The sequence below is a fragment of the Streptomyces sp. NPDC006487 genome (assembly GCF_042870555.1).
In the GTDB taxonomy this organism is placed as follows: Bacteria; Actinomycetota; Actinomycetes; order Streptomycetales; family Streptomycetaceae; genus Streptomyces.
The window spans coordinates 260,120-286,850 of sequence record NZ_JBIAHN010000005.1 but is presented as its reverse complement, the minus strand read 5'-3'; the positions used below and the strand labels follow the sequence as shown (position 1 = coordinate 286,850).

Below are 26,731 nucleotides of genomic sequence, written 5' to 3'. Positions count from 1 at the left end.
CGAGTGGGGGCTGAACCGGGGGGCGTCTTCCCCGAAGGGGTGCATCACAGATGAACCGACTTCTCGCCACGGCCGTGAGCACGGCCGCCGCAGCGCTTCTCGTGGCCGGCGGGGCCGCCTCGGCCTTCGCCGCCGCGCCCACCGACGACGCGACCACGGAGCTGTGCAGCAGTCTGACCGAACTCAAGGCCGACAACGCGAAGTTGCGGGCGCTCGACCCGGCGACGGCCACCAAGGACCAGATCAAGGACGCACACAAGGCCGTGCAGGACGACTGGAAGACCGTCGCCGAGTCCACCGCGCAGTTCAACGCCGCCCAGAAGGACGCGGTGAAGTCCGCCGCGGACGGTGTGAAGAAGACGTACGAGGACCTGCCCGGCGACACCACCGGCGCCGAGGTCCTCACCAAGCTCACCCCGGACCTGCAGAAGCTCGACACGGCCGTCGCGAGCGCCCAGTCCGGCCTGCAGTGCTCTTGACCCGACCCGGACGCACCGCCGAGCGGGGCGCGGTGGTACGGGCGCCCCGCTCCGGCCCGGAGGGAGGTTGACGGTCACGGCATCCGGATCCGGTCGACGAAGTCCAGACCCGGCAGCGGGTCACCCGCAGGCGGCGGTCAGTGCGGCGGTGAACTCCGCCGCCAGCTCGGTGATGACGGGGAGGTCGAAGGCCAGCGCGTTGTACTGCAGCCAGCACCGCAGGCCGCCGTCCGGCTGCTCGACCACGGTCAGCTCGGGCACGCCCCGGTCGCCGCCCGGCAGCGGCCAGGGGACGGTGCTGCCGCGCGGCAGCTCCCAGGGCGCGCAGGCCAGGCCGGGCAGTTGGGCGGGCGCGGCCCACGCCTCGTAGCGGAGCCAGGCCGCGAACGGGACGGCCGGACTGAACTCGGCGAACGGGTACAGCTGGTGGTCCAGTGCCTCGCTGTAGACCGTCCGCAGCCGGTCCACCAGCTCGGCGAAACCAGGTCCCCCGCTCGCGTCGACCCGCAGCAGCAGCGACTGGACGAAGCAGCCCACCGTCCGCTCGGCCTCCGGGCGCGGGCGGCCGGGCACCGGGGTCATCACCACCAGGTCCGGCCGGCCGCTGCGGCTCGCCAGCAGTCCGGTCCAGGCCGCCGTGACGGCCAGGAAGGGCGTGGCGCCCAACTCGGCCGCCCGGGCCCGCAATGCTTGCGCCAACGGCGCCGACACCTCGAACTCGTGCGCCTGGGTGAGTACTTCCTCCACCGCCCGGCGGCCGGCGAACTGCTCCACGGCCTCCGGCGCCCCGGCCAGCGCGGATCCGAAGTGAGTCCGCGAGGCCGGCCAGTGCGCGTTCGCCCAGTCCACCAACTCCTGGTAGCCCGGGCCCGTACGGGCGGGCGGGGCAGATCGTCCGCGTCGCAGCGCCGAGTAGAACACCCCGAGGTCGGCCAGCAGCACACCGACCGACCAGCCGTCGGACACCATGTGGTGCACCGCCACCAGCACCACGTGGTCGGTCTCCGACCGGCTGACCACCAGGAGGCGCGCCATCGGGTCCCGGGCCAGGTCGGTGAGACGGTCGCGCTCGGCCAGCAGCAGGGCGTCCACCTCCGCGTCCGTGGCCCCGGGGGCCGGGGTCAGGGTGATCCGCACCCGGGGCTCCTCGTCCAGCACCGCCCGTACGACCCCTTCCCCCGCCGCCTCGAACCGCGTCCGCAGCGCCGGATGACGCCGGACCACCTCGGTGAGGGCCAGGCCCAGGGTCTGCGGCTCCAGCCGGTCGGTCACCCGGAACAGCGCCGTCACCGCGCCGGCGTCCCGCCCGGGGGCCTCGGCCATCCAGCGGAAGAAGTTCTCCTGCTGCGAGGTGAGCGCGACGGCGTGCGGCTGCGCACGGAGCGCGGCCAGGTAGGGCGTGACGGTCGTCTCCGTCCCGGTGGACACCCCTGCGGACAGCTCGGCGTCCATCCCGTCGGCAGGCTTCCGCAGCCGGTCGGGATGGTCCGCCCAAGCGGCCTGGGACCGCAGCGAGGGCCGCTCGAAGACCATGGCGGTGCTCGCCCGGATCCCGAACTCGCCGCTGATGGCGGTGGCGAGCTGGACGGCTCGGAACGAGTCACCGCCGAGCGCGAAGAACTCGGCGGCCACGTCGGTGACCGGCCGGCCGAGCAGGCGCCGCCAGAGTCCGGCCAACCGCAGTTCCGTCGGGGAGGCCGGCGCGACCGCGGGACCCGTGGACTCGGCGGGCGCGTCGAACAGCGGGCGGAGCCGGTGCTTGACCACCTTGCCGCTCGGGTTGCCGGGCAGGCCGTCGGCGAGCAGGATCCTGACCGGCAGTTCGGGCCGGCTCAACCGGGCGCTCAGGAACAGCCGGAGCTCGTCCAGGTCCAGACCGCCGGGCCCGGCCACCACGACCGCCACCGGGACGGCGCCCATCACCGGGTGCGGCAGGCCGAGCGCGGCCGCGTCGCGGACCCCGGGGTGCTCGTGCAGCACCTCCTCGATCCGCAGCGTGGAGACCTTCAGCGCACCGCTCTTGATGACGTCGCTCTCCCGGTCGACCAAGTACAGGTAGCCGTCCGGGTCGAGGCGGCCGACATCGCCCATCCGTACCCAGCCGTCGCGGAACACCCGGGCGCTCTCCCCGGCGGCCCCCAGGTAGCCGCGGGGCGGTCCGGGCTGGCGGAGCCAGACCTCGCCGGTCTGCCCGGCGGGCAGCGGCAGCCCGTCCGCGTCGAGGATCCGGATGTCACGGGGGTCCGCCGGGCGGCCCAGCGAGCCGGGGCGGCGCGTGTCGACCACGGTGGAGATCTGCGCGGGCGAGGCCTCTGCGGAGGTGTAGGTGTTGACCAGCGTCGCACCGGGCAGCGCCGCTGCCAGCGCGGCCGCCACCGGTACGGGCAGTGCGGCGGCGGAGGAGTTGACCAGGCGCAGACTGCTCAGGTCGTACCGCCCGGCGGCGCCGGCGTTGACCAGTTCGATCGCCATCGAGGGCACCAGGAAGGCGGTGCCGATCCCGAACTTCTCGACCGCGATGCCGAACTGGTCCGCGTCGAAGCGGGGCAGGCTGAGCGTGGTGGGCGCGGCGGTCAGTGCGCCCAGCAGCATCACCTGTCCCGCGTTGGTCCCGATCGGGAAGGCGTGCAGGGCGTGCCGCGAGTGCGCGTAGGCGCGGCGGCGGGGGTGGGTGACGAGTCCCGCCGTCAGGTTTCCGTGCGCGGCGAGCACGCCCTTGGGCGCGCCGGTGGTGCCGGAGGTGCCGATCACCTGGGCCGGGTCGGCCGGGCCGACCCGGTGCGGCGGGCCTGCCGGCACCTCGGGGTGCGCCGCCAGCAGGACGCCCAGCCGCAGGTCCACCAGTCCCGGGATGGTGGACGGGTTGCCTTCACCCTCCCCCTCACCCTCACGCTCCCCCTCCCGCAGGACCGTGCCGGCTCCGGCCAGCGCGGCCAGGGCGACGGCATCGGTCTCGGACAGGTCCTCACGGACCGGGACGGGCACCCCGCCCGCGTACTGGACGGCCAGGAAGCCGACGGCGTACCGCTCCCAGTGTGCGTTGGAGAACCGCAGCACCACCCGGTCGTGCGGCCCGACCCCGGCGGCGGCCAGCCCGACGGAAGCGCGCAGCGCCTCCTCGCGCCAGCGGCGGTAGCTGAGTTCCCCGCCGCCGACGACCTGAAGGGCCACGCGGTCCGGGTGTTCGGCGGCCCGGGCGTCGAGGAGCTCCGGGACGGTTGTCGCGGCGGGTGGCACGGTGGTGGCGATGGCGAGCTCCGGTGTGATTCGGGGGAGAGCAAGGGGGAGGGGGAGAAGAGGGTGAGGCAGGCGTCCGGGCAGGCGGCGTCAGGCCAGCCGGCCGGTGGCCTCCTCCTCGCTGAGGGCATCGATCTCCGCGATCAGCAGGGCCTCGATCCGGGCTGCCAGGGCTGCCGGGGTGGGGCTGTCGAAGACGTCGCGGATCGACACGTCGAGCCCGACGCCGGCCCGGATGCGGGCGGCGACCCGGGTGACCAGGAGCGAGTCCCCGCCGAGGGCGAGGAAGTCGTCCAGGACGCCGACCTTCGGTACGCCGAGCACCTCCTGCCAGAGGTCGACCACCAGGGCCTCCGCATCGCTGCGGGGCGCCACGTACCCCGCGGCGGCGCCCACCTGGTCCGGGTCGGGCAGGGCCGTGGTGTCGAGCTTGCCGTTGGCGTTCAACGGGAGGGTGTCGAGCAGCACCACGGCGTCGGGCACCATGAAGGCCGGCAGCCGCAGCGCCAGGTACTCGCGCAGTTCGACCGCCCGCGGCGCCGCTCCGGACGGCTGCCCGGCGTCCCGCCGCAGGACGGCGTAGGCGATCAGCCGGCGGCCGTCGCGGACCAGCACGGCCACCCGGCCCACCTCCGGATGGGCCGTGAGGGCGGCCTCGATCTCGGCGGGCTCGATCCGGTAGCCGCGGATCTTCACCTGCCCGTCGGCGCGGCCGAGGAACTCCAACTGCCCGTCGGTGCGCCACCGGGCGCGGTCGCCGGTGCGGTACATCCGGCCGTCCGGGACCTGCGTGAACGGATCCGGCAGGAAGACCTCCGCGGTGAGGTCGGGCCGGGCCGGGTAGCCGCGTGCGAGGCCGGTGCCGCCGATGTACAGCTCGCCCTCGGAGCCGGCGGGCAGCAGACCGCGGTGCTCGTCCAGGAGGTAGAGCCGCACCCCCGGCAGCGGACGGCCGAGCGGCGGGCGCCGGTCGGCGCCGGGCCCACCGGGTGGACGGGCGCCGACATCACCGTCGGGGCCGCCGCCCGCCAGCTCGCCCGCGGTGACGATGACGGTGGCTTCGGTGGGGCCGTAGGTGTTGACCAGCCGGACGGTGTCGCCGTGCCGCTCCCGCCACTGCGCGAGGGTGACGGCGTGCGCCTCGGAACCCCCGAGGACCACCAGGCGCAGCGCCGGCGGCCACGGGGTCTGGTCGCCGAGCGACACCAGTTCCTGCCAGTACGCGGTCGGCAGGTCGAGTACGGTGACGGACCGTCCGGCCTCGCTGCGCAGCAGGTCGGGCAGCATCCGGCCGCCGCCGGGCAGCAGGACGACACAGGCGCCCGCGGTGAGGGCGGGCCAGATCTCCTCGGCGTGGGTGTCGAAGCCGATGGAGGCGAACTGGACGATCCGGTCGCCCGGCCGGAGCCCGTAGCCCTCCGGTCCGGCCATCCACCGGACGCGCTCGGCGAGCGAGGCGTGCTCGATGGCGACGCCCTTGGGAGCGCCGGTGGAGCCCGAGGTGTAGAGGACGTACGCGAGGCCGCCCGGGTCGCTCCCGGGCAGTGCGGTCCCTGCGGGCACGGTGCTCCCGGACCCGATGCCCGCGGTGCCGGCTCCGGCTCCTGCTCCGGCCCTGGCTCCTGCCCCGGCCCGGTCGGTGCCGGGGTCCGGATCGCCGAGGCCCGGCACCGGTACTCCCGGCACCGGGACCTCCAGCACCGGGACCTCCAGCACCGGGACCACGAGCACCGGGACCACGAGCACCGGGACTCCCAAGTCCGGACGCTCGCCTCCGGTGAGCAGCAAGGCGGCGTCGGCCTCGCCGAGCATCAGCCGCTGGCGCTCGGCCGGGTGCGCGGGGTCGAGCGGCAGGTAGCCGGCGCCGGCCTTCCAGATCGCCAGCAGGGCGGTGACCAGGTCGAAGGAGGGGTCGATCCGGACGCCCACGGCACGGCCGTTCACCGGGCCCAGGCGGCGGGCCAACTCATCCGACGCACGGTCGAGTTCGGCGTAGCTGAGGACGCTGCCCGCACATTCGAGCGCGGGTGCGTCGGGGCGGTCGGCGACCTGGTCGGCGAAGCCGCGCAGGATCGGGCCGGCGTCCTCGGTGACGGCGGGTCCGGCACCGAGCGCGAGCAGCGCGGTGCGCTCCTCGCCGGTCAGCAGCCAGTCTCCGTGCACCGGGACCTCGACGTCCTCGACGACTCGGGCGAGCAGGTCGCGGACCCGGCGCCCCAGGGCCTCGACCGTGGGGCGCTCGAAGAGTTCCCGGTCGAAGCAGAACGAGAGCGTCATCCCGCCGTCCGGGGTACGCCAGCTGTCCAGCAGCAGATCGGTCTTGGCCCGGTCGAAGCCGGAGTCCATGCTCGCCGTCCGGACGCCCGAAGGCAGCGAGGTCCGCTCGTCGGCGCCGGCCAGCTCGTACTGGCTCTGGTGGACGAACACCGCCTGGTAGAGCGGGCCGACGCCGGGCAGCACGGGCAGCCCCAGCTCGGCGGCCACCCGCTCGACCGGGATGTCCTGATGACTGAGAGCCGCCATCGTGGCGGACCGCACCCGGCGCAGCACCGTGCGGAAATCGGGACCGCCGGTGAGGTCCGCACGGATCACCCCGGTGCGGGAGAAGTAGCCGAGCAGGGCCTCGTGGGCGGTCTCGTTCCGGCCGGCCAGCGGGGTGCCGACGGCGAAGTCGTCGCAGCCGCTCCAGCGGCCCAGCACGCTCTGGTAGGCGGCGAGCAGCACCATGAACGGGGTGCAGCGCTGCTCACGGGCCAAGGCGTCGAGTCCGGCGACGAGATCGGGGCCGAGGGCGAGGTCGGCGAAGCCGGCCGGGTGGGCGGGCTCGGCGGGCCTGGGGTGATCCAGCGGCATCCGCAGGGCGGTGACACCGGCCAGTCGTCCGCTCCAGTGGCGGACCGCCTCCTCGGCGGCGCCGCCGTCCAGCCTGGTCCGCTCGGCGAGGGCGAACTCGCCGAACTGGAGCTTGAGCGCCGGCAGTTCGGCCTCGCCCTCGCCGATCTCCTCGCGGTACAGCGCGAGCAGTTCGCGCCACAGCACGGTGAACGACCAGCCGTCGGAGACGATGTGGTGGACCACCACGCTCAGGGCGTGCTCGTGCTCTCCGGCGCTGACCAGGACGGCCCGCAGCGGCGGGCGCTCGCCCAGGTCGAAGGGAGCGTTGACGAAGGGGGCGCAGGCCGCCGTGAAGGATTCCTCCGCGGCGTCCGGTATCGGGACCAGGGCGAGTTCGACGTCCCGTACGGGCCCCACGAGCTGGACGGGATGCTCGCCGTCCAGGGCGAACCGGGTGCGCAGCACCCCGTGCCGCTCGGTGAGCCGGGTGAGCGCCGCACTCAGGGCCCGCGGGTCGATCGGCCCGCTCCAGCGCCGGTTCAGGTACATGTTGAACCCGGCGTCCTGGGGGTTCAGTTGCTGGAGGAACCAGAGCCGTCGCTGCTCGTCGGTCAGTGGATGGCGGGAGATCGGGGTCGGGGAGGTCATGCGTTCATCTCGCCTTTCGCGCGGGCCTGCAGGGTTTCCAGGCCGATCAGGTCGTCGGACTCGGCGTCCGGGACTTCCCGGTCGAAGCGGGCCAGGACGGGAATGCAGAGGCTGATCAGGACCAGAGCGGCCATGGCCAGGCCGAACACCAGGTAGAGCAGGCCGATGCCGCGCCCGTCGCCGGTGCCGATCAGCGCGCCGACGCTGGAGGCCAGCGCGCCGCCCTCGTCCATCAGGGGCTGGAGCAGCTCGGGTCCGGCCGGGGCGACCAGGGCGAAGCCGATCGGCAGGGTGGACCAGGCGACGAGGGTGTTCACCGCGATCACCCGGCCGTGGAAGCGCATCGGCACCTTGGTCTGGATGACCGTCGCGTAGATGCCGTTGAGCAGGGCCAGCCCGTAGGTCATGCCGAACGCTCCGGCGGCGACCACGGTCACCGAGGGCCGCAGGCCGGTGACGACGCAGGCGGCGGCGAGGCCGAGGGCGGCCAGCAGGACGCCGCGCAGGCGCATCCGGCGCGGCCCTCCCCAGACCAGCAGGGTGAGGCCGCCGAGCACGGCGCCCAGGCCGGCCGCGGTGGATACCCAGCCGGCCGCGGCGGTCGAGGAGAAGGAGAGCACCAGCGGAGTGATGAGCAGGAAGAGCGGTGAGAGGAAGATGTTCAGCGCCGCGAACCAGAACAGCATGGCTCTGAAGTGCCGGCTTCCCAGAGCCCGTTGGAAGCCCGCCCGGATTTCGGCGCCGACGCTCTCGCGGCGGGTGGCCGCCATCACGTCGGGGAAGCGCACCGCCAGGGTGACACCGGTGGCGACCAGGTAGCTGACGACGTCGAAGACGAGGATGCCGCCGAGGCCGATCACGTGCAGGATTCCGACGGCGATCAGCGGTACGAGGAACTGGGCGAGGCCGAAGGCCATCTGGACCACACCGTTGGCGCGTCCGAGGAAGCGCTTGGGCACCAGCTGCGGTACCGCCGAGCCCCAGGCGACGCGCTGGAAGGCGAGTGCGGCGGAGAGCAGGGAGATCATCACGTAGCAGTGCCAGATCTCCAGCGAATCGCCGAGGTAGAGCGCCAGCAGGGCGGCCTGGGTCAAGCCGGCCGCGACGTCGCCCCACAGCATGACCCGGCGGCGGTCGCCGCGGTCGACGATGGCGCCGGCCAGCGGGGCGACCACGATGCCGGGTACCAGGCCGAAGGCGGCGAGCATGCCGAGCTGGAACAGCGAGCCGGTCTGCAGGTAGATCCAGATCGGCAGGGCGAACTCGGTGAGGGCCGAGCCGATCATCGAGAGCTGCTGGCCGGTGGCGATGGCCAGGAAGCGGCCCATGGTCGGGCGGACCGGGCGGCGCACGCGTGCCTTCCGGGACTTCCCCGGCTTCCCGGGTCCGGGACCGGATTCGGGGCCGGGTTCGGAGCCGGGTTCGGGGTCGGATTCCGGCTCGGGGGCGCGATCCGTCCCGGTGGCGTCGCGGGAGAGGCCGGCCAGCCACCAGGTGGCGTCGGCGGTGTGCTCGTGGCGCGCCTCCTCGCCCGCGGCGATCGAGCGGTGCACCCCGGTCAGGATGTCGGCCAACTCCTCGGCGCGGTACTTGAGGTAGAAGTGCCCGGCCTCGTCCAGGACCACCACGGCGGCGGTCCCGGTGATCCGGTGCCACTCGCGGAACCGCTCCTGGTAGAACTCGGTCGCGGGATCGCGGTCGCCGCAGACGGCGATCACCGGCGCCGTGATGGCGCCGCCCTCGCTCTCGTACAGCTCGCCGAAGTAGCGTTCGGCGCCCTGGGTGCCGACCCGGCGGTTGTGCACGATCAGCCGCAGCTGGTCCTCGTCCACCTCGTCCACGTCCAGCCCCGCCGCGGCCAGGGCGTTGATCATGCCCTGGTCGCTGCGCAGGCGGGTGGCCAGTTCGGCGAAGCGCTCGGCCATCGCGGCGCCGCGGCCCTTCGGACGGGCGAACGGGAAGATGCCCCCGAGGTGGACGGCGTCGATCTCCCGGCCGGCCGCCTCCACCCGGCGGGCGATCTCCACGGTCAGCCGGACGCCGACCCCGCAGTGCCCGTAGAGCACCAGTGGTCCGGCCACGTTCGTGACGATCTCCTCGGCGCAGAGCCGGGCGACCTCGTCGATGTCCATCGCCTCCTCGCCCAGCTCGTGCCCGGGGACGGCGATGGAGTGCAGGGCCCAGTCCGCCGGCATGGCGTCGGCGAGCGGCTTGTAGATCAGTGCGCTGCCGCCGCCGTAGGGGGCGCAGACCACGGTGGCGGCCGCCTCGCGGCGTTCGGGGGTGAGCAGGTGCAGCAGCCGGCGCGGGCCGCGGTCCGCCTCGGGGGTGGCCACCAGCTCGGCGAGCCGGCGGACCGTCGGGTGCTTGAAGAGGTCCATCACGCCGACCGGGGTGGCCAGGTCGGGGAAGGCCCGGCGCATCTTGGCGACCACCTGGGTGGCGAGCAGGGAGTGGCCCCCGAGCTCGAAGAAGTCGTCCAGCGCGCCGACCCGCGGGAGGTCCAGCAGGTCCGCCCACATGGCGGCGATCACCTGCTCGGTCACGCCCTCGGGGTCGACGTGTGCGCCGGCGGCCGGGCCGTCCGCGGGCGCCGGCAGCGCCTTGCGGTCGACCTTGCCGTGGGCGAGCAGCGGCAGTCGCTCCAGCACCACGTAGCGGGCCGGGACCATGTAGTCCGGCAGGACCTCGCCGAGGGCGGCGCGCAGTTCGGCGGCGGCCGGAGGTTCGCCGCCGGCGGGGCGCTCCAGGTAGGCGACGAGGTTCTGCTTGACGCCCTCGCCGCGGGCCAGGACCACCGCCTGGGTGATCCCGGGGAGGGCGGTCAGCGCGGCCTCGATCTCGCCGGGCTCGACCCGGTAGCCGCGGACCTTGATCTGGTCGTCGCCGCGGCCGAGGTACTCCAGGGTTCCGTCCGTGCGCCAGCGCGCCAGGTCGCCCGTGCGGTACATCCGCGGGCCGCCCTTGACCGGGGCGTCCCGGTCGGTGGAGGACGGGCCGGTGGAGGACGGGTCGGCCGTGGCGAGCTCCGCCCCGGACGGCGTCGCCCCGGACGGGTCGGCGTACGGATCGGCGTACGGATCGGGCAGGAAGCGCTCGGCGGTCAGGTCCGGCCGCCCGAGGTAGCCCCGGGCCAGCCGGTCCCCACCCAGATACAGCTCACCGGTGACGCCCGGCGGAACGGGACTGCGGGCCTCGTCCAGCACGTAGCAGCGCCCGCCGGCGAGCGGGCTGCCGATCGGGGTGCTGCCCGGCGCGTTCAGGCCGTCGGCGGTGACCTCGTGGACGGTGATCCCCACCGTCGCCTCGGTCGGCCCGTAGTGGTTGAACACGGCGCACCGGCCCAGTGCGGCGATGCCCGCCGCCCAGGACCAGCTGCTGGCCTCGCCGCCGAGGACCAGCGTGCGGCGCGGCAGCAGCCGCTCGAGCGGTGCGTCGGCGGTCAGCGCGGCCAGGTGGGACGGCGTCATCTTCAGGTGGTCGATGCCGGCCCGCTCGATCTCCGCGGCCAGTTCCACGCCCGCGATCCGGCGCGGCAGCAGGTGGACCCGGCCGCCGGTGGTGAGCGCCAGGTAGAGCATGGTCATGCTGAAGTCGAAGGCGAGCGACTGCAGCAGTCCGTAGGAGGCCCCGGGCTCGATCCGCAGCCGTTCGCCCGCGCCCGCGAGGTAGTTGAGGATCTGGCGGTGCTGTACGGCGACGCCCTTGGGCGTACCGGTGGAGCCCGAGGTGTAGATCACGTACGCCAGGTGGTCGGGGCCCGAGACCTCCTCCAGGGGCGTCCCGTCCCCCTCCGCCGCGTTGCCGTCCTGGCTGTCGCAGCGGTCCCCGTTGTCGCCGGTCAGCAGGTCGACGGCCGGGTGGTCGCCGAACCGCGGTCGCAGTACGGCGTCGGTGATCAGGACCCTGGCTCCGGCATCGGCCACCAGGTGGGCGAGCCGGGCCGGGGGCTGCTCGGGGTCGAGCGGCAGGTAGCCGCCGCCGGCCTTGAGCACGGCGACCAGGGCGATCGCCAGCTCGGGGGACTGCTCCAGGCAGACGGCCACCCGGTCGTCCGCCCCCACGCCCAGCGCCCGCAGGCGCCGGGCCATGGCAGTGGCGCGCCGGTCGAGGTCGCCGTAGGTGAGCGTGCGGTCCTCGAAGACCAGCGCGGGCGCCTCCGGTGTCCGGTCCGCCGTCCGGGCCAGCGCCTGGGTGAGTGTGGCGGGACCTCCCTGCGGCAGCGCGGGACCGGTGGCCCAGGTCTCCAGCACGGCCGTCCGCTCGGCCGCGTTCAGCAGTGGAAGCCGGTCGACCGGCAGTGCGGGATCGGCGATACCGGCCGCGGTCAGCAGCTCGAACCGCTCGGCGAGCCGCTCGACGGTGCCGGCGTCGAAGAGGTCGGTGCGGTAGGTGAACAGACCGTAGAGGCCGCCGTCCGGCTCCTCGCGCATGTAGAGGGCGAGGTCGGCGTGGGTGGTGGTGGCTTCGTAGCCGAAGCCCTCGGAGTAAAGGCCGGCGGTGGGGGTGGTGGCGCGGTCGCCGTAGTTCTGGAAGGCGAAGGTGGTCTGGAACACGGCGGCGCGGCTGACGTCGCGTTCCACCGCGAGATCGCCGACCATCTGCTCGAACGGCACTTCCTGGTGCGCGTACGCGTCGAGCGTGGTCTCGCGGACCCGGCTGATCAGCCGGCCGAAGTCGAGGTCGGCGGAGAGCCTGGCGCGGATCGGCAGCATGTTGACGAACGCTCCCACCACGCCTTCGAGTTCGTGGTGGAGACGGCCGGCGACGGCGGAGCCGACGGCGAAGTCGCGCTGGCCGGAGTGCCGGCCCAGCAGAGCCTGGAACGCGGCCATCAGCACCATGTACGTGGAGGCGCCGTAGGACCGTGCCAACTCGGCTATCCGGCGCGAAAGTTCGGAACTCCAGTGGAACTCGGTCGCGGCCCCGCCGAAGGTGAACACCGGTGGCCGGGGACGGTCGGAGGGCAGCTCCAGGGCCGGGACGCCGTCGAGTTCGGTGCGCCAGTGCTCGCGCGAGGCGGCGAGCTGCCCGCTCTCCAGACGGTCCCGCTGCCAGGCCGCGTAGTCGCCGAACTGGACGGGGAGCGCGGGGAGTTCGGCCGGGGCGCCGTGGGCGTGGTGGGCGTAGAGGAGGTCGAGCTCTCGGTTGAGGAGGTCGATCGACCAGCCGTCGCAGATGATGTGGTGCATCACCAGGGCCAGTACGTGGTCGTCCTCGGCGATCCGGACCACCAGGGCACGCAGCAGCGGGCCGGCCTGGAGGTCGAAGGGTTCGGCGATCAGCGCGCCGAGTTCGGAGGCGGCACGCGCCTGCGGATCCGGGTCCGCCACGGCGTCCAGGTGCTGGGCGGCGAACGGTGCCGGATCGGCCACCCGGACCTCGGCGGTGCCGGCCTCGGTGGTGCGGAAGGTCATCCGCAGGCTCTCGTGCCGGGCCACCAGGTCGGTCAGCGCGGCGTCCAGCGCGGCGCGGTCGAAGGGGCCCCGGAGCCGGCGGGCCGGCGCCAGCGTGTAGGCCGTGGAGCCGGGAGCGAACTGGTCCATGAACCAGAGCCGTTCCTGGCCGCTGGACAGCGGAGGTGCGGTGTCCACCGGGCGGGGGTCCACCACCCGCGCGGGGGCCGCGGCGCCGCGCAGTCGCTGGCTGAGGAGGGCGCGCTTGGCTGCGGACCAGTCGGCGGGCAGGTCCTGGGTATCCGTCATCGAGTTCCTGTTCGGGCGTACGGCGGAGGAAGGCGGGGGAAGGCGGGGGAATCGGAGAGTGCGGCCGGCCCGGCCCGGGCCGGGCCGGGCAGGGCCGAGTGGCCTGTGCCCGGCGTACGGGGGCGCAGGGCCTACAGGCGCTCGCGGACGGCGGCGGCGATGCCGGCCGGGGTCGGGACGTCGAAGAACACGTCGAAGTCCAGTTCCACGCCGAGCGCGTCGCGGATTCGGGAGGCGATCTGGATCACCGTCAGCGAGTGCCCGCCGAGATCGAACAGGTCATCCTCGGGGCCGACGTCGGGCAGGTTCAGCACCTCGGCCCAGATCCGGCGGACCGTTCCGGTCGTCTCGTCGCCCGCATCGGTGTCGGTGTCGACACCGGCGTCCGCGTCGGCGGCCTGGGGCGCCGGAGCCTCGCGCGGCGGGACCGGCAGGGCCCGCCGGTCCAGCTTGCCGTTCGGGGTGAGGGGCAGACGGTCCATGGTGAGCCAGCGCTGCGGGACCATCGCGGCCGGCAGCGTGCGCATCAGGTGGTCGCGCAGTTCGGCGGGGGCGGGCGGCCGGGCGCCGGCGGCCGGGACCAGGAAGCCGGCCAGGAACGGCTCGCCGTCTTCCTCGGTGCGGACGGCCACGGCGGCCTGGGCCAGGGCCGGGTGCTCGAGCAAGGCGGACTCGATCTCGCCGAGTTCGACCCGGTGGCCGCGGATCTTGACCTGGTCGTCGATCCGGCCGAGGAACTCGAGTTCGCCGTCGGGCGTCCGGACGGCGCGGTCTCCGGTGCGGTAGAGCCGGGCGCCGGGCGGGCCGAACGGGCTCTGCACGAAGCGTTCGGCGGTGAGTTCAGGTCGGCCGAGGTAGCCGTGAGCGACCCCGTCCCCGCCGATCAGCAGTTCTCCGGGGATGCCGAGCGGGGTGGGCCTCAGCTGCTCGTCGACGATGTAGACCTGGGTGTTGGCGATCGGGGCGCCGATCCTGACGTGCTCGGGCGCGGAGGGGAGTTCCGAGCAGGTGGACCAGATGGTGGTCTCGGTGGGCCCGTACACATTGAACAGCCGGGCCGTGCGCGCCCGCAGCTCACGGGCGAGCGGCAGCGGCAGCGCCTCGCCCCCCGCCAGGCCGGTGACGGAGCCGAGCGCGTCGGCCGCGCTCCCCGCCGTGAGCATCACCCGCCATCCGGACGGGGTGGCCTGTACGTGGGTGACGCCCTCGGCGCCGATCAGCGCGAGCAGGCCGGGTCCGTCGACGGCGAGGCCGTCCGGGGCGAGGACCAGGCGGCCGCCGGTGATCAGCGGCAGGTAGAGCTCCAGCGCGGAGATGTCGAACGAGAGCGAGGTCAAGCCGAGCCAGGCGTGCCGGGGGCCCGAGGAGAGGCGGTCGGCGAAGGAGGTGAGCAGGTTCACCAGGGCCCGGTGTCCGACCGCGACGCCCTTGGGGCGGCCCGTGGAGCCGGAGGTGTAGAGGACGTACGCCACGTCGTCCGGACCGGGGGCCGCCTCGGGGGTGGCCTCCGGGGTGGCCTCCGGGGCGGCCCCGGCCGGTTCCTGCGCCGACGGCGCCGGGAGCCGTAGGACGGCAGGAGCCGCGGCGGCGACCAGGGGAGAGGGCTCGCGGTCGGCGAGCACCAGGACGGCTCCGGAATCGCGCAGGACGAGGGCGAGGCGCTCGGCCGGATAGCCGGGGTCCAGCGGCAGGTACGCCGCGCCGGTGGCGAGGACGGCGAGCAGCGCGGCGGGCAGGTCGGCGGTACGGTCCAGGTGGAGGGCGACCAGGTCGCCGGGTCTGACCCCGCCGGCGCGCAGTGCCACGGCCAACTCGTCGGCACGGGACAGTAGTTCGCGGTAACCCACATGGCGGCCGGCGGCGCTGACCGCGATCGCCTCGGGGGTCGCGGCGGCCTGGGCGCGGATCAGGTCGAGCACGGTCCGGTCCGCCGGATAGGGGCGGGCGGTGGCGTTCGGCGTGCTGGTGACGGCGCGGAACTCGGCGGCGCCCAGGAGCGGCAGGTCGAGCAGCCGGGCGCCGGGGTCGGCGACCGCGCCGGCGAGCAGGGTGCTGTAGTGGCCGGCGATCCGGCGGGCGGTGTCCGGGGCCAGCACGGCCGGGTCGTACTGCAGGCTGAAGTCGATGCCGCCGTCGAGGGCGACTCCGGTCGTGGGGGCTTCGACGGCCTGGAGGTGGAGGGTGTTGCGGGCGGTGCGGTTGTGCACGGCCCAGGCGATCCGGGCACCAGTGCCGGCGAAGTCCGGGTCCGGGCCGCGCCGGCGGTATCCGAGCGACACCGCGGCCAGGCCGACGCGGGGGCCCAGCGCGGCTACGGCGGCGCCGAAGGGCACGCTGCGGTACGGGTAGCCGGCCCGCAACTCGGCCCGGACGGCGGCGGCGAAGGCGGTGAAGGACTGTGACGCGTCGTCCTCGGGCGCGTGGACGGGCAGCTCATTGACGAACAGGCCGATCTCGTCACGGAGTTCGGGAGTCCGGGTGGAGAACGGAACGGACACCGGGACCGCTTCGCCGCCGTATCGGCGCAGCAGCCCGTGCAGGGCCGTGAGCAGGAACTCGAAGACCGTGGTACCGCCGAGGTCGGCTGCGGCGGCCAACTCGGCGACCTCGGCGCCGGTGAGACGCCATTCGACCGTCTCGCCCGCTCCGGCGACGGTCGGGGTGCGCGATACGCCGGGCAGCACCGGCTCGGTGGCGGCGGCCCAGCGCGGCCCGTACCACTCGGCAGCCCTCTGGACGCTGCCCGGATCCGCGGCCGGCGCGGTCGGCGCGGTCGGCGCCGCCGGTGCGGTGGCCGGGGGAAGGGGGGCCTCACCGCGGTACGCGGCTGCGAGGTCCCTGGTCAGGACGTCCTTGGAGTTTCCGTCGAAGACCGAGTGGTGGGCGGTGAACAGCAGTTCGGCACTGCCGTCGGCGCGCTGGTGCAAGGTGAAGCGGCTGAGCGGGCCGGTCTCCAGGACGAAGGGACGAGCGGCCTCCTCTTCGAGCCGTTTCTCCAAGTCGGCCTCGTCCCCGGGTGCTTCGACGCACACCAGGTCGGGCCGCCGCGCCGCGGGCTCCTGCCACACCTGGCCGTCACGCTCGACCAGCCGGGCGAACAGGGCCGGATGACGCTCGGTCACAGCGTCCACGGCGCGGGCGAGCGCCGCCGTGTCGATCCGGTCGAAGGAGATCCGCACCGGCATGTGAAACGCCTCGCGGGCCAGTCCCAGCCGATCGGTGAGCCAGACGCCCTGCTGGGCCGGTGAGGCCGGGGTGCGGTCGGGCAGGGGGAGGACTTCGGACATTCGGCGGCTCACTTAGGACGTGGGAGCAGGGTGGAGGAGCAGCACGGGTGAGCGTGCGGACGCGGCATTGGGCACGGGCTACCGCACGTCGGGGCTTCGGAGGCCGACGACAGGCTGCGGAGCCCGGGTTCGCTGAGGTTCCGGCCTCTGTGTGGCGTCCGGCCCTCCCCCGGGGACCGGCCGACGGCCGTGAGTGGTCAGGACCGACGGGCATCCCGGGATTCCCCGGCACATCCGGTGGCTCGGGCCCCCGCCCGATGAAGACAATTGGTCCAGACCTGTCGAGAGATTCGCACAACGCCCATTCACCGTCAAGGGCCGTCCGCAGCCCGGAATCGGTCCCATGCGTGCGCCGATCTGTACCGGCGTCCGCCCAAACATCCCTAGGTGCGCTTCCCCTGAGGGATCGTCAGTGGCTGAAAATGAACGGTCGGACGGCGGGCCGGGCAGGGCCCGGGGAAGCCGTTCGGAAGACCCGCGACGTGATGCACGCAGTGTGACGGATGCCGTGTTGGTGGCGGCAGCCGGATGAGCCGTCCTGGCGGTCGCCGGCGGTCCCGATGAGGCCGGTGGAGGGCATCCGGCGGATGCCGGGCAGGGCGGAGCCGGTGGCCGAGTTCCGGTGCAGACCCTCTGCACCACCCCCGGGCCTGCGGGGAGGCCGGATGCGGCCGGAACGTAGAAGTCGGGATGCGATGCAGCCTCCCGTGCAGGTGTGGTGATGGTTACGCTGCGTTGAACAGGGTGGCATGCGGAGGGCGTGGGGAGAGTCAGGCTGGTACGCCCGCGCAATCCTTCTCCTTGTGGCCTGCCGCATGGCTCATCCACAGAACTACGTCACAGGTCCGAAGGGCCGAGACCGTCCCCGGTACACCGGCGCCGTCCCGCAGTGAGAGCAGCTGCTCGTGCAGCGCGTTGCCGTCCGCGGCCAGTGCGCCTTGCAGCGACAGCCAGAAGGACCGCGGTCGTCCGACTGCGCAGCGCACCACCTGGTCGTAGACCGGCAGAAGACGTGGACGCTTGCGCGCCAGAAGCTTGTTGGTCGTCACCCAGCCCAGCCCCCTCTGCCCTTCGAGGAGGTGCCAGGCCCGGTCGGCCGGGGATCCGGGCTCCAGCAGCCCGGGCTCCGCGTTCGCCATCTCGAGATCGGTGGGTATTCGGCCAAGCAGGACGGAAAGCTCCCCGGCGAGGGGGCCCTCCAGCAAGGCAAGTGCTGCCGCGGGCGGCACCTGAACGGACAGCGTCTGAACGGCTATCAGGTCTGCCGCAGTGACGACGTCGGCGATGTCCGCCCGGTCACCCCCACCGTCCAGGTGCTCGAAACGGGAGCCGGTGAAGGCGGGCGCGGCACCCTCGAGCTCGTCGTTGAAGTACCGCCTGAGGTCGGCGGCCGCGTCCGCGGTGGACAGCAGCGCACGCAACCGCTGCGCGAAGCCGGCAGATGTGATGGCAACTCTCCCTGTTCAGACCGGTGGTTGAGCGGCATCCTCGCGCAGTTCGCTGGTGTGGTCGGCTGTCCTGAGGGATGTCGCGGGTGGATGGCCGAGCGGAAGGCCCGGCGCCCGGGGTGGGCGCAGGGCCTCGTACAGCCGGTAGGAGGCGGCGTTGTCCGGCTGCGGTGCGTCGATCGCCGTGATCGTCCGCACGGTGAGGCCGTGCCCGGTCAGGAGGTCCTCCCACAGTCGGGGGGTGAGGACCCACATGTGGACGGGATGGGTCCGGGTGGTGCCCGGAAGTCGCAAGTTCTCCGGGCGCGGTGCGACGGCCGTCGAGGGGCCGGCGCCTGCGGAGTTGGTGTGCAACGCGGAGAACAGGAGGCGTCCGCCGGGCCTGACGGCGTTGGCCAGTGCGGGAAGGAGCCGGTGGGGGTCCAGGTAGGGCAGGCCGTTGACGGAGTAGATCAGGTCGTAAGGGGCCGCGTCCCGCAGGTGGGAGACGGCATCGGCGCAGACGAAGCGGAGCCCGGGAGTGCTCGGGTACCGGGTGACCGCGCGCTGGTGCTGGGTGGAGGAGGCATCGACGGCGGTGACCTCGGCGCCCAGGGCGGCCAGGCGTGCGGCATGGCGGCCCAGCCCGCTGCCGAGGTCGAGGACGCGAAGCCCCCTCACGTTCCCGAGGCTCTCGATGCCGGGCCCGGTGTCCGCGATGCCCCAGTCCCACCGCTCGATCTCCGGAAGGTCCGGGCACGCGGTCAGCTGGTGCGCCCCGTAAGCGGTCCAGATCTCGGCGGTCCGCGCCTCGACGTCCATCAACATGTCCTCCAGCAGGGTGGGTCGGGTCAGGGGCGCAGGGCGTAGCAGCGGAGTACGTCGAGGTCGTGGGTCCGGACGACGGACCAGCCCGCGGTGAGGAGCTCGGCCTCGGCCGGGCTGATCCCGAGGCCTTGCAACGGGTCGGTGTCCTTCCGGCGGCCGGCGATCTCGGCGACCACCCAGAAGACCCCGCCGGGTACCAGGAGACGGCGGACGCGGTGGACGAACGCCCCCTTGTCGTCGAGCCACCGGTAGACCAGGCGGCAGGTGATGGCCGGGTACGCGGGCTCCGGCAAGGCGCTCAGGCCGCCGGCCCCGATGTCGGCGCATCTCCACAGCGGTCCGGGCCCGTCCGCGGAATCCCGGGCGGCGGCGAGTGCGAGGGCGCTCGGGGAGCAGTCGATCCCGGTGGCCCGGTATCCCAGCTGGTGGTGGAGGTGGCGGGTCAAGGCTCCGTCGCCGCAGCCGATGTCGAGGGCAGGCCGTCCCCGGCCGGGTCCGAGGTGCGCGTCGAGCAGCCGTGTCTCCGGGTCGTCGAGCCGGCGGTACCGGCGGCCTTGGGCCCAGAAGGGATCCCAGTACGCGGCGGTCGAGGTGCCCGTCATGAAGCTCCTTCGCGGGATGCGCTCATCGGTGCCCCTGGCTCGGCGTTCGGATGCTGTCGTGAGGTCAACGACGGCCCCGGTCCTTCGAACGCACGTTTTTCGGACGGCCGGGAAATCCCGGAACGGCGGGCGCGGCGGACGGTGGGAACTACACCGACCCGTCTCCCGCAACGGCACTGACGCAAAGGGACCTTGGCCGAATCGCGGAGGTTCCCCAGCCCCCCGGCGGCGGACACGTACCGGCCGGGATCTGACGTGGTCGCGGCCGGTACGGCCTCCCCGCCCCCCGCGCCGCGGACGTCGCGGGGGAGGGGCGGGGAGGGCGCGGAGGGAGTGGGTGGAGCCCTGAACGGGGTCAGCGGCCGGTCGGGGCGAAGAGGCGGCGCCAGGTCTCCGGGCCCGGGTACCCGTCCGCCTCCGCGCCGCGCCAGCCCTGTGCCCGCTGGAAGGCTTCCACGTTGCGCCGGTCGCTTTCGGACCAACGGGGCCCGGGACCTGCGGAGTAGTGCCGCCCGTAGCCGCGCTCCACGAGGCGGCGGCCCAGTCGGGTCACGTGGTCATCGGCCTGACCGGGGCGGAAGTACTGCCTGCCGGGGAAGGCGGGGCCGGTCGCGGATCCGTCGCCCGCGGAGGGAATGTTCCGCCCCTTGCCGCCGGTGAGCAGGGCCCAGGTGGCCGGCCCCGGGATCCCGTCGGCCTCGGCACCGCGCCACCCCTGCGCCTCCTGGAAGGCCTTGGTCGCGGCCTGGTCCGCGGGGCCCCACACGCGTCCCGGCCCGGAGGCGTAGAAGCGGCCGCCGCCGCGCGCCACGAGCATCTCGCCGAGCCGGGTGACGTGGGCGTTGTCGGCTCCGGGGCCGAAGGCGCGCGCCCCGGGGAACGCGCCGGTACCCTCCCCGCCACCGCCTTCGCGCAGGCCCGTGTAGCGGTAGGCGACGTAGCGCGAGGAGTTGTTCCAGTACGCGTACGGGTTCGTGCGCTTCAGGGTGTGCGGCCGGGTCTGCTCGTAGGCGGTGTAACGCGTCATGGACCCGTCGGCCCAGCCGCCGAAGAGCACCACATGGGATCCCGCGCCCGGATCGGACGGGTTGTGGAACAGCAGCATGTCGCCGGCCCGCAGCTCGGACGTGGATATGCGCTGCCCGAACCGGTCCAGGCTGCCGGTCCACTGGTTGGAACCGAGGCCCCAGGCCATCGACACGAAGCCGGAGCAGTCCGTCCGGTAGCCGTTGCGGTAGGCGTTCATGCTGTACGGAACCTGCGCGTCGACCCACTGCTGTGCCCGGCGCATGATGTCCGCACGGGTGGTGGTGGTCGCGGCGGCCGCGGTGGCGGCCCCCGGCGCGCCCAGGCGCTTCGCCGAGTCCCGCACCAGTGGGCCGGACGGTCCCTGCGGAGTGGACTGCGTGCCGTCGGGGAACGGGGTGCGCCCCGTCTCGACGGCCTGTGCGGCTGCGGCGATCCCCGGTGTGACGGCCAGGCCGCACGCTCCGGCGACGGTGGCGACGGCCAGTGCCCGGACCCGCCCGCGCGGCGTGTGCCGGGCGGCGGTGGAGCGGCGCTCGGAACGGCACCCGGGGCAGGGGCAGTCCGCCGCGGGCCGTATCTCGGTGAAGGCGATCAGGGGCATGAGTGGCAAATCCCTCCATGTAGGGGCATAAATACCTAAGTCGATCATGCTCCATGGTGGGCCGGGAGGGGCTCAGATCCCGCGCGGCGATGTCCGGCATGTCGGACGGGCCGCCGGGCCGTACTCGGCGCGGCGGTCCTGGAAATGGACGCGGCGTCCCCGGGGGAGCGCGGGATTCGACATTCGGGCGATGCCGGGGATCGGGCGGGCCGGGCATGATCCTTTGCCGAAGCCCCTTCCCGACGACGAAAGTACGCATCATGTCGACCACCATCACCGTCCGCGCGGTCCGCGACGCGGACTTCCCGCAGTGGCGCGCCCTGTACCGCGGCTACGCGGACTTCTACCGGGTCGAGCAGACAGAGGAGGCCGCCGCACGCGTGTGGACGTGGGTGAACGACCCTGCCCACGAAGTGAACGCCCTCGTCGCCGAGGACGGGGACGGCCGGCTGATCGGCCTGGCGCACTACCGTCCGTTCGCCCGTCCCCTGTCGGCCACCACCGGCGGGTACCTGGACGACCTGTTCGTCGACCCCGCACACCGCGGATCCGGCGCCGCCGATCGGCTGCTCGCGGCCCTGGGCGAGATCGCCGCCGAACGCGGCTGGAGCGTCGTCCGCTGGATCACGGCCGACGACAACCACCGCGCCCGGGCCAAGTACGACCAAGTGGCCACTCGTACGATGTGGGTCACCTACGACATGGCTCCGGCCAGCTGATCGAAGGGCGTCGCCCGAGGGCCGGACGGCCGGGGCCCGGACCGGCCGTGTTCCGGACCGGCCGGGTCCCGGGCGGCCGACGGCCCGGCCGCGGAGCGCTCGTGCAGGCGTCCGCGGCCGGGCCGGGTCAGTCGGTCTGAGGCGGGGCCGTCAGCTTCCGGCCGACAGGTTGCCCGACAGGACCGGGATGTTGTCCAGGATGTGGGAGAGCGCCTCGTCTCCCTTGGCCTGGGTGGAGTTCTCGGTGCACTGCTGGTTCTGCGGGTTGGACAGGACGTTGATGTCCTGGACGCCCACGTTCGCGAGGATGGCGACGAGCGACTGCGCGTTGACCTTGACCGGCAGACCGATGCACGGCTTGTTCAGCGTGCCCTGGACCGCGGAGAGCTGGGGGCTCATCGCGCCGTGGGTCTTCTGGTTGCCGTACGCCTGCACGGCACCGTTGCCGTTGACGGTGTTGATCCCGTTGTCATTGCCGATGGCCATGGCCGGAGCGGCCATGGCGCCGCCGGCGCCGATCGCGGCGGCCGTGGTGACTGCGGTGACCATCATCTTCTTCAGCATTACCTGGAAATCCTTCGTTGGAGCGGGGCGGTACCCGTTGGTTGTTCCGCCCTGGGAACGCCTGTGGCCGGCACACGTGGCGGTAAGTCACCCGTTTGCACGCAGGACGGACCCGCTCGACGGACGGGCCGGCACACCGCACTTCGCCCCGCCGGAGCGCACCGCCGACGCGCGCCCGCTCAGAACACGCAGGTCGCGCCCATCGGGGTACCGGTGCGCCGGGCGTCCATCCAGGCGATGGCATCGTCCAGCGGGCCGTCGCTGATGGTGTGCCCCTGGTCGGGGTAGTACGCGAACTCCAGACTGACCCCCTTGTCACACAGTTCCCGGGCGAGTGTCTGGTTGAGGTTGCTCAGCACGTCGTTTCCGCCCTGCGGCAACAGCACGGGCACCTTGACGGCGACTTCACCCGTGGCGCTGGCCTTGAGGGCGGCGTTGAGCGGTCCCAGATCGGCGCCGGGCCGGAGGATGTCGGTCGCGGGCGGGAGATCGGAGTCGCCGGCCATGCAGGGCTGTGTCCAGACTCGCTCCGCCGCGGCCAGGCCCGCGGGGGTGAGGAGGTCGGCGGGCTTGACCGCCGGGTCGGCCGCCGAGGCCCCGTCGATGAGCGTCAGCAGGATCCCGGTGTAGGGGGTGGCGGTCTCGTTCTGCGCCGCGAACAGGGCGGGCATCCACTCGAATCCGACCGCCGGTGCGTTGGCGACCACACCCTTGAGGTCGATGTCCGGGGCGTACTCGGCGGCGTGGTGCGCGCTCCACAAAGCCGCGTGCCCGCCCTGCGATCCACCGTAGACGAGCGCGGTCGCGCCCGCCCCGGGGTCGATCCCGCGGGCGGCGCGGAGCATGTCGAGGGTGGCGTACGCGGCGGACCTGCCATTCAGGTACGGGTGTCTGACCCCGGTCACCCCCAGTCCGATGTAGTCGGGCTGCACGACGAGGAAACCGCGCGCGAGGAGCTTCGCGACCGAGCTGCCGTCCTCCAGGCCGGCGAAGGCGGGCATGCGGGACGGGGCGCACGCCGAGCCGATGCCCATGGTGCCGTGGTCCACGGCGGCGACGGGCCGTCCGCCCGCGGGTGCGGGGCCGTCGGGAACGGTCACCAGCCCGCTCGCGGCCACCGGCTCGCCGTCGGTTCCGGTGCTCAGGTACATCACAAGAAAGGTGCGCGACGGCAGCGTCAGCTTCGCTTCCGGCGGCGCGTACGGGCGTTGGCGGATCACAGTGCCGGGCTTGCCCGGGGGCAGCGGGTTCGGCGGGTCGTAGAACGCGTCGCCCTCGGGCACGGGTGCCGACACGGTCGGTCGCTCGGGGACCTGGTGCCCACCGTTGCGGGTGCAGCCCGACAGTGTCAGTGCCACGGCGATCACACCGACGGCGGCCCAGCGGACTGCCCGGACCGGCCTTGCCGCACGATTGCCGCGTCCGTAACAGCTGCGCGGCGTATGGATGTTGCTGGGCCGTGCGGAACGCTCCGGGTCCATGCGCGAGACGCTAGCCGCGTTCGCTTTCAACGTCCATGCTCTCCGGCCGGTCGGCCGGCGGTGGCGGCGCGCGCGACCCGGCCCTCCCCGGGGAGGGGGAGGGCCGGGTCGCCGTCTGCGTGAGGGAAGGATCAGGAGACGCAGCAGAGGGACTGGCCGGTACCGAAGCCGTAGCAGTCGATGCGGCGCGAAGCGGTCCCGGTCAGACCCGAGTTGTCGGTCACCGTCAGCTCGGCGGTGTAGCCGCGCTGCCCGGCCGGGTAGCGGTGGGCGACGGTGGCGCCGGCGCCCGTGGTGGAGTCGCCGAACTTCCACCTGTACGAGGCGATCGAGCCGTCGGAGTCCTTGGAGGCCGAGGTGTAGAAGGAGCAGGAGGCGGCCGAAGCCGAGCACTGGGCCGCGAAGTCCGCGACCGGCTCACCGGGCTGGGTGGGCGTGCCGGGCTTCGTCACGTTCAGGAACTTGTTGGGGGATCCCGAACCGGCCCCGGTCACCACACCCGACTGCGCGTTGTCCACGAGCGCGTCGCGCACCTGCTGCGGGGTGGCGTCGGGGTGCGCCGAGAGGTGGATCGCCGCTGCTCCCGCCGTGTGCGGAGTGGCCGTCGAGGCGCCGCTCATCGTCTGCGTGCCCCCGCCCATCTTGGTGGAGACGATGGAGCCGCCGGGGGCGAACAGGTCCAGGCAGGAGCCGTAGTTGGAGAAGCCGGAACGGGCGTCGTTGCTGTCGGTGGAGCCGAGGGTGATGGCCGCGGGCAGCCGAGCCGGGCTGGTGTTGCACGCGTCCTTGCCGTCGTTGCCCGCGGCGACGGCCACCGGGATGCCCGCGCTGATGACTCCGGCCACGGCGTCGTCGAGCGCGCACGAGCCGCGTCTTGCCGATCCCGGCCTCGCCCTCGATCAGCACCACGGCGGGCGGCCGGGCCAGCGCGGAACGCATCGCCCGAATCTCCGCATCCCGTCCGACCAGCACCGATGCGCCCATCCCCGCAGTCATGCGGGTGGAGTCTACGCAGCACCGCAGACCCCGGTAGGGGTCCCGGCAGCCCCGCGCCGGCGGCGCGACACCCAGCACCTGGCCGGTACGTACGCGCAGCTCGGAGCGCGGGGCTTCGGCTGATCGGGCTAAGGTGCGGCCCCATGAGCGACCACAACAGCCGGACCGGATCAGCAGACATCCCGCTCCGCACACGTGCGGCCGGCCTCCTGCTAACGGCTTCGGTGCTTCTGCTGAGCGGCTGCACGGACGGTGACGGCCAGTCGGACAAGTCGGCAGCCACCCCTGACCCGTCGCCGTCCGTGTCCGCCACGCCCTCACCCTCGCCGACGGAGTCGTTCAGCTCTCCGCCGTTCCCCGGTCCCGGCGCTGATGTGATCATGAGCAAGGTCGCCGGGCGGTGGGGCATGGAGGTTCACCGTTCGGGCCGCTACGGGCAGGGACCGTACGAGGCCAAGCGGATCCTTCCGGAGGGGTTCACGCTCTGGGTGCGGGCGAACAGCGATGACGACGGCCGGGCGCATCGCGTCGAGTGCATGGCCCTGAACTCGACGTCGGAGAAGGTCGCGACCACCCTGGCGGAGTGTGCGGACATCGTGCTGGACGGAAAGGCGACCGCACGGCAGAAGAAGTGGATCTCCGCGCAACTCGCCATCGCCGACGCCCCGGACGGCCCGAAGGAGTCCGTCGACACCCTCACCGACAACGGATTCGCGATGCGGCTCGTCGCGCGCATCACCGGGAACATCCTGACCATCACGCCCACCGCGTAGCCGGGCGGGCGGACGGACCCGGCCCGGCCCGGCAGGTGCCGGGTCGGGCCGGCAGGTGCCGGGTCGGGCTGGGCCCGTGCGGAGGCGTCAGCGCAGCGGGGTGAAGTCGCGCGAGGCGATGTACCCGGGTCGGCGCACCGGGGCGGCGAAGGGCTTCGACGGGCGGTTCTCGACGCTGTTGAATACGAGGAACACGTTGCTGCGCGGGTAGGGCGTGATGTTGTCACCCGACCCGTGCATCGCGTTGCAGTCGAACCAGGTGGCCGAGCCGGCCTTGCCGGTGAAGAGCTTGATGCCGCAGGCCGAGGCGAACGTGGTCAGTGCCTCGTCCGACGGGGTGCCCGCATCCTGCATCCGGAGGGACTTCTTGTAGTTGTCCTTCGGCGTCGCACCGGCACAGCCCAGGAAGCTCCGGTGGGAGCCGGGCATGATCATCAGGCCGCCGTTGGTGGTGTAGTTCGGCGTCAGGGCGATGGACACCGACACGGTGCGCATGTGCGGCAGACCGTCCTCCGCGTGCCAGGTCTCGAAGTCGGAGTGCCAGTAGAAGCCGCTGGCGCCGAAACCCGGCTTGACGTTGATCCGGGACTGGTGCACGTACACCTCGGAGCCCAGGATCTGCCGCGCGCGCCCCACGACGCGCGGATCTGCGGCGAGGGCCGCGAACACCTCGCTGATCCGGTGGACTTCGAAGACGGAGCGCACTTCCCGGGACTTCGGCTCCACGATGGACCGGTCGTCGGCCAGCGTCGAGGGGTCACGGAGCAGCCGGTCCATCTCGGCCCGGCACACCTCCGTCTCGTCGGGCGCGATGAGTTCCTCGACGGACAGGAACCCGTCGCGCTCGTAGCTCTCCAGCTCGTGGGCCCATATCGGGCCCGGCGTACCGGGCTCGGACCAGACGACGGGGTCCGCGCGGCCGGTGAGCACCTCCTCGGGGCCCCGGGTCGGATACAGGTCGTTCACCGTGCGTGTGGGTGCGGAGGTCATGGCGGTGCCTGCCTCTCCTCTCTGGATCTTCTGTGGTCCGTGCGTTCTGGTCTGTGCGTTCTGGTCCGTGCGTTCTCGCGTACGTCAGCCGCGGTCGGGCTCGGTGAGCAGCGGGTACACGCCGTTCTCGTCGTGGTCCTCCCGGCCGGTCACGGGCGGGTTGAAGACGCACAGGCAGCGGAACTCGTGCGTCACGCGCAGGGTGTGCCGCTCGTGGCCGTCGAGGAGGTACATGGTTCCCGGCGTGATCGTGTACGTCAGGCCCGTCTCCTCGTCGGTGAGCTCGGCCTCGCCCTGCGTGCAGACCACGGCCTCCACGTGGTTCGCGTACCACATGGACGTCTCGGTGCCGGCGTACAGGACGGTCTCGTGCAGGGAGAAGCCGACGCGTTCCCCGGCCAGGACGATGCGCTTGCTCTCCCAGGTGCCGGATGCCGCCCTGACGTGGCGGTCGGTTCCCTCGAGGTCCCGGAACGATCGGACGATCATGGTGGTGCCCTTCGTGTGGGTGGCGGGTGGCGGTGTGCCGG

The 26,731-nt window shown here is 73.2% G+C and carries 16 protein-coding genes; 3 read left to right on the top strand and 13 right to left on the bottom strand.

The window, feature by feature from the left end; genetic code table 11:
* Positions 1-50 precede the first annotated feature (50 nt).
* Positions 51-479, top strand: coding sequence for a hypothetical protein (locus ACFYM0_RS10720; protein ID WP_388499061.1), 429 nt, complete (start codon positions 51-53; stop codon positions 477-479).
* 120 nt (positions 480-599) lie between these two features.
* Here ACFYM0_RS10720 and ACFYM0_RS10715 read toward each other — a convergent pair whose 3' ends face one another.
* From ACFYM0_RS10715 to ACFYM0_RS10680, 8 genes are all read right to left on the bottom strand, one after another.
* On the bottom strand, positions 600-3,716 hold the full coding sequence (locus ACFYM0_RS10715; RefSeq protein ID WP_388499059.1) for an AMP-binding protein: 3,117 nt from the start codon (positions 3,714-3,716) through the stop codon (positions 600-602).
* 90 nt (positions 3,717-3,806) lie between these two features.
* Positions 3,807-7,199, bottom strand: a complete 3,393-nt coding sequence (locus ACFYM0_RS10710) for a condensation domain-containing protein (protein ID WP_388499058.1) — start codon at positions 7,197-7,199, stop codon at positions 3,807-3,809.
* The gene (locus ACFYM0_RS10705) at positions 7,196-12,904 is read right to left on the bottom strand and encodes an amino acid adenylation domain-containing protein (RefSeq protein ID WP_388499055.1); all 5,709 of its coding nucleotides are present in this window, start codon (positions 12,902-12,904) and stop codon (positions 7,196-7,198) included. The genes ACFYM0_RS10710 and ACFYM0_RS10705 overlap by 4 nt, the downstream gene beginning before the upstream one ends.
* Positions 12,905-13,035: 131 nt before the next feature.
* Positions 13,036-16,191, bottom strand: coding sequence for an amino acid adenylation domain-containing protein (locus ACFYM0_RS10700; protein ID WP_388499052.1), 3,156 nt, complete (start codon positions 16,189-16,191; stop codon positions 13,036-13,038).
* 770 nt (positions 16,192-16,961) lie between these two features.
* Positions 16,962-17,612 (bottom strand): DUF6308 family protein, encoded by a 651-nt coding sequence (locus ACFYM0_RS10695; RefSeq protein ID WP_388499049.1) that lies wholly within the window; start codon positions 17,610-17,612, stop codon positions 16,962-16,964.
* A 42-nt stretch (positions 17,613-17,654) separates the two neighbouring features.
* The gene (locus tag ACFYM0_RS10690) at positions 17,655-18,446 is read right to left on the bottom strand and encodes a class I SAM-dependent methyltransferase (protein WP_388499046.1); all 792 of its coding nucleotides are present in this window, start codon (positions 18,444-18,446) and stop codon (positions 17,655-17,657) included.
* Positions 18,447-18,469: 23 nt separating this feature from the next.
* A complete protein-coding gene (locus ACFYM0_RS10685) occupies positions 18,470-19,048 on the bottom strand; it encodes a class I SAM-dependent methyltransferase (RefSeq protein ID WP_388499044.1) in 579 nt (192 codons plus the stop codon).
* A 355-nt stretch (positions 19,049-19,403) separates the two neighbouring features.
* Complete coding sequence (locus ACFYM0_RS10680; RefSeq protein WP_388499043.1) at positions 19,404-20,678, bottom strand: peptidoglycan-binding protein; 1,275 nt, start codon at positions 20,676-20,678, stop codon at positions 19,404-19,406.
* Positions 20,679-20,938: 260 nt separating this feature from the next.
* Between ACFYM0_RS10680 and ACFYM0_RS10675 the strand changes: the two genes are divergently transcribed.
* Positions 20,939-21,397, top strand: a complete 459-nt coding sequence (locus tag ACFYM0_RS10675; protein ID WP_388499040.1) for a GNAT family N-acetyltransferase — start codon at positions 20,939-20,941, stop codon at positions 21,395-21,397.
* A 150-nt stretch (positions 21,398-21,547) separates the two neighbouring features.
* Here ACFYM0_RS10675 and ACFYM0_RS10670 read toward each other — a convergent pair whose 3' ends face one another.
* The 3 genes from ACFYM0_RS10670 to ACFYM0_RS10660 form a co-directional block, all read right to left on the bottom strand.
* Positions 21,548-21,961 carry a rodlin gene (locus ACFYM0_RS10670; protein WP_388499039.1) on the bottom strand — a complete coding sequence of 138 codons (414 nt, stop codon included), beginning with the start codon at positions 21,959-21,961 and terminating at the stop codon, positions 21,548-21,550.
* A gap of 179 nt (positions 21,962-22,140) precedes the next feature.
* On the bottom strand, positions 22,141-23,319 hold the full coding sequence (locus tag ACFYM0_RS10665; RefSeq protein WP_388499037.1) for a lipase family protein: 1,179 nt from the start codon (positions 23,317-23,319) through the stop codon (positions 22,141-22,143).
* A 254-nt stretch (positions 23,320-23,573) separates the two neighbouring features.
* A complete protein-coding gene (locus ACFYM0_RS10660) occupies positions 23,574-24,287 on the bottom strand; it encodes a S8 family serine peptidase (RefSeq protein ID WP_388499036.1) in 714 nt (237 codons plus the stop codon).
* Positions 24,288-24,818: 531 nt separating this feature from the next.
* Between ACFYM0_RS10660 and ACFYM0_RS10655 the strand changes: the two genes are divergently transcribed.
* On the top strand, positions 24,819-25,211 hold the full coding sequence (locus tag ACFYM0_RS10655) for a hypothetical protein (RefSeq protein WP_388499035.1): 393 nt from the start codon (positions 24,819-24,821) through the stop codon (positions 25,209-25,211).
* Between the two features lie 87 nt (positions 25,212-25,298).
* Here the strand turns inward: ACFYM0_RS10655 and thpD are convergent, their stop codons facing one another.
* Both thpD and ACFYM0_RS10645 read right to left on the bottom strand, forming a co-directional pair.
* Positions 25,299-26,201 carry an ectoine hydroxylase gene (gene thpD / locus ACFYM0_RS10650; protein ID WP_388499033.1) on the bottom strand — a complete coding sequence of 301 codons (903 nt, stop codon included), beginning with the start codon at positions 26,199-26,201 and terminating at the stop codon, positions 25,299-25,301.
* A gap of 84 nt (positions 26,202-26,285) precedes the next feature.
* Entirely contained in the window at positions 26,286-26,690 is a 405-nt protein-coding gene (locus ACFYM0_RS10645; RefSeq protein ID WP_388499031.1) for an ectoine synthase, read from the bottom strand.
* Positions 26,691-26,731: the final 41 nt, after the last annotated feature.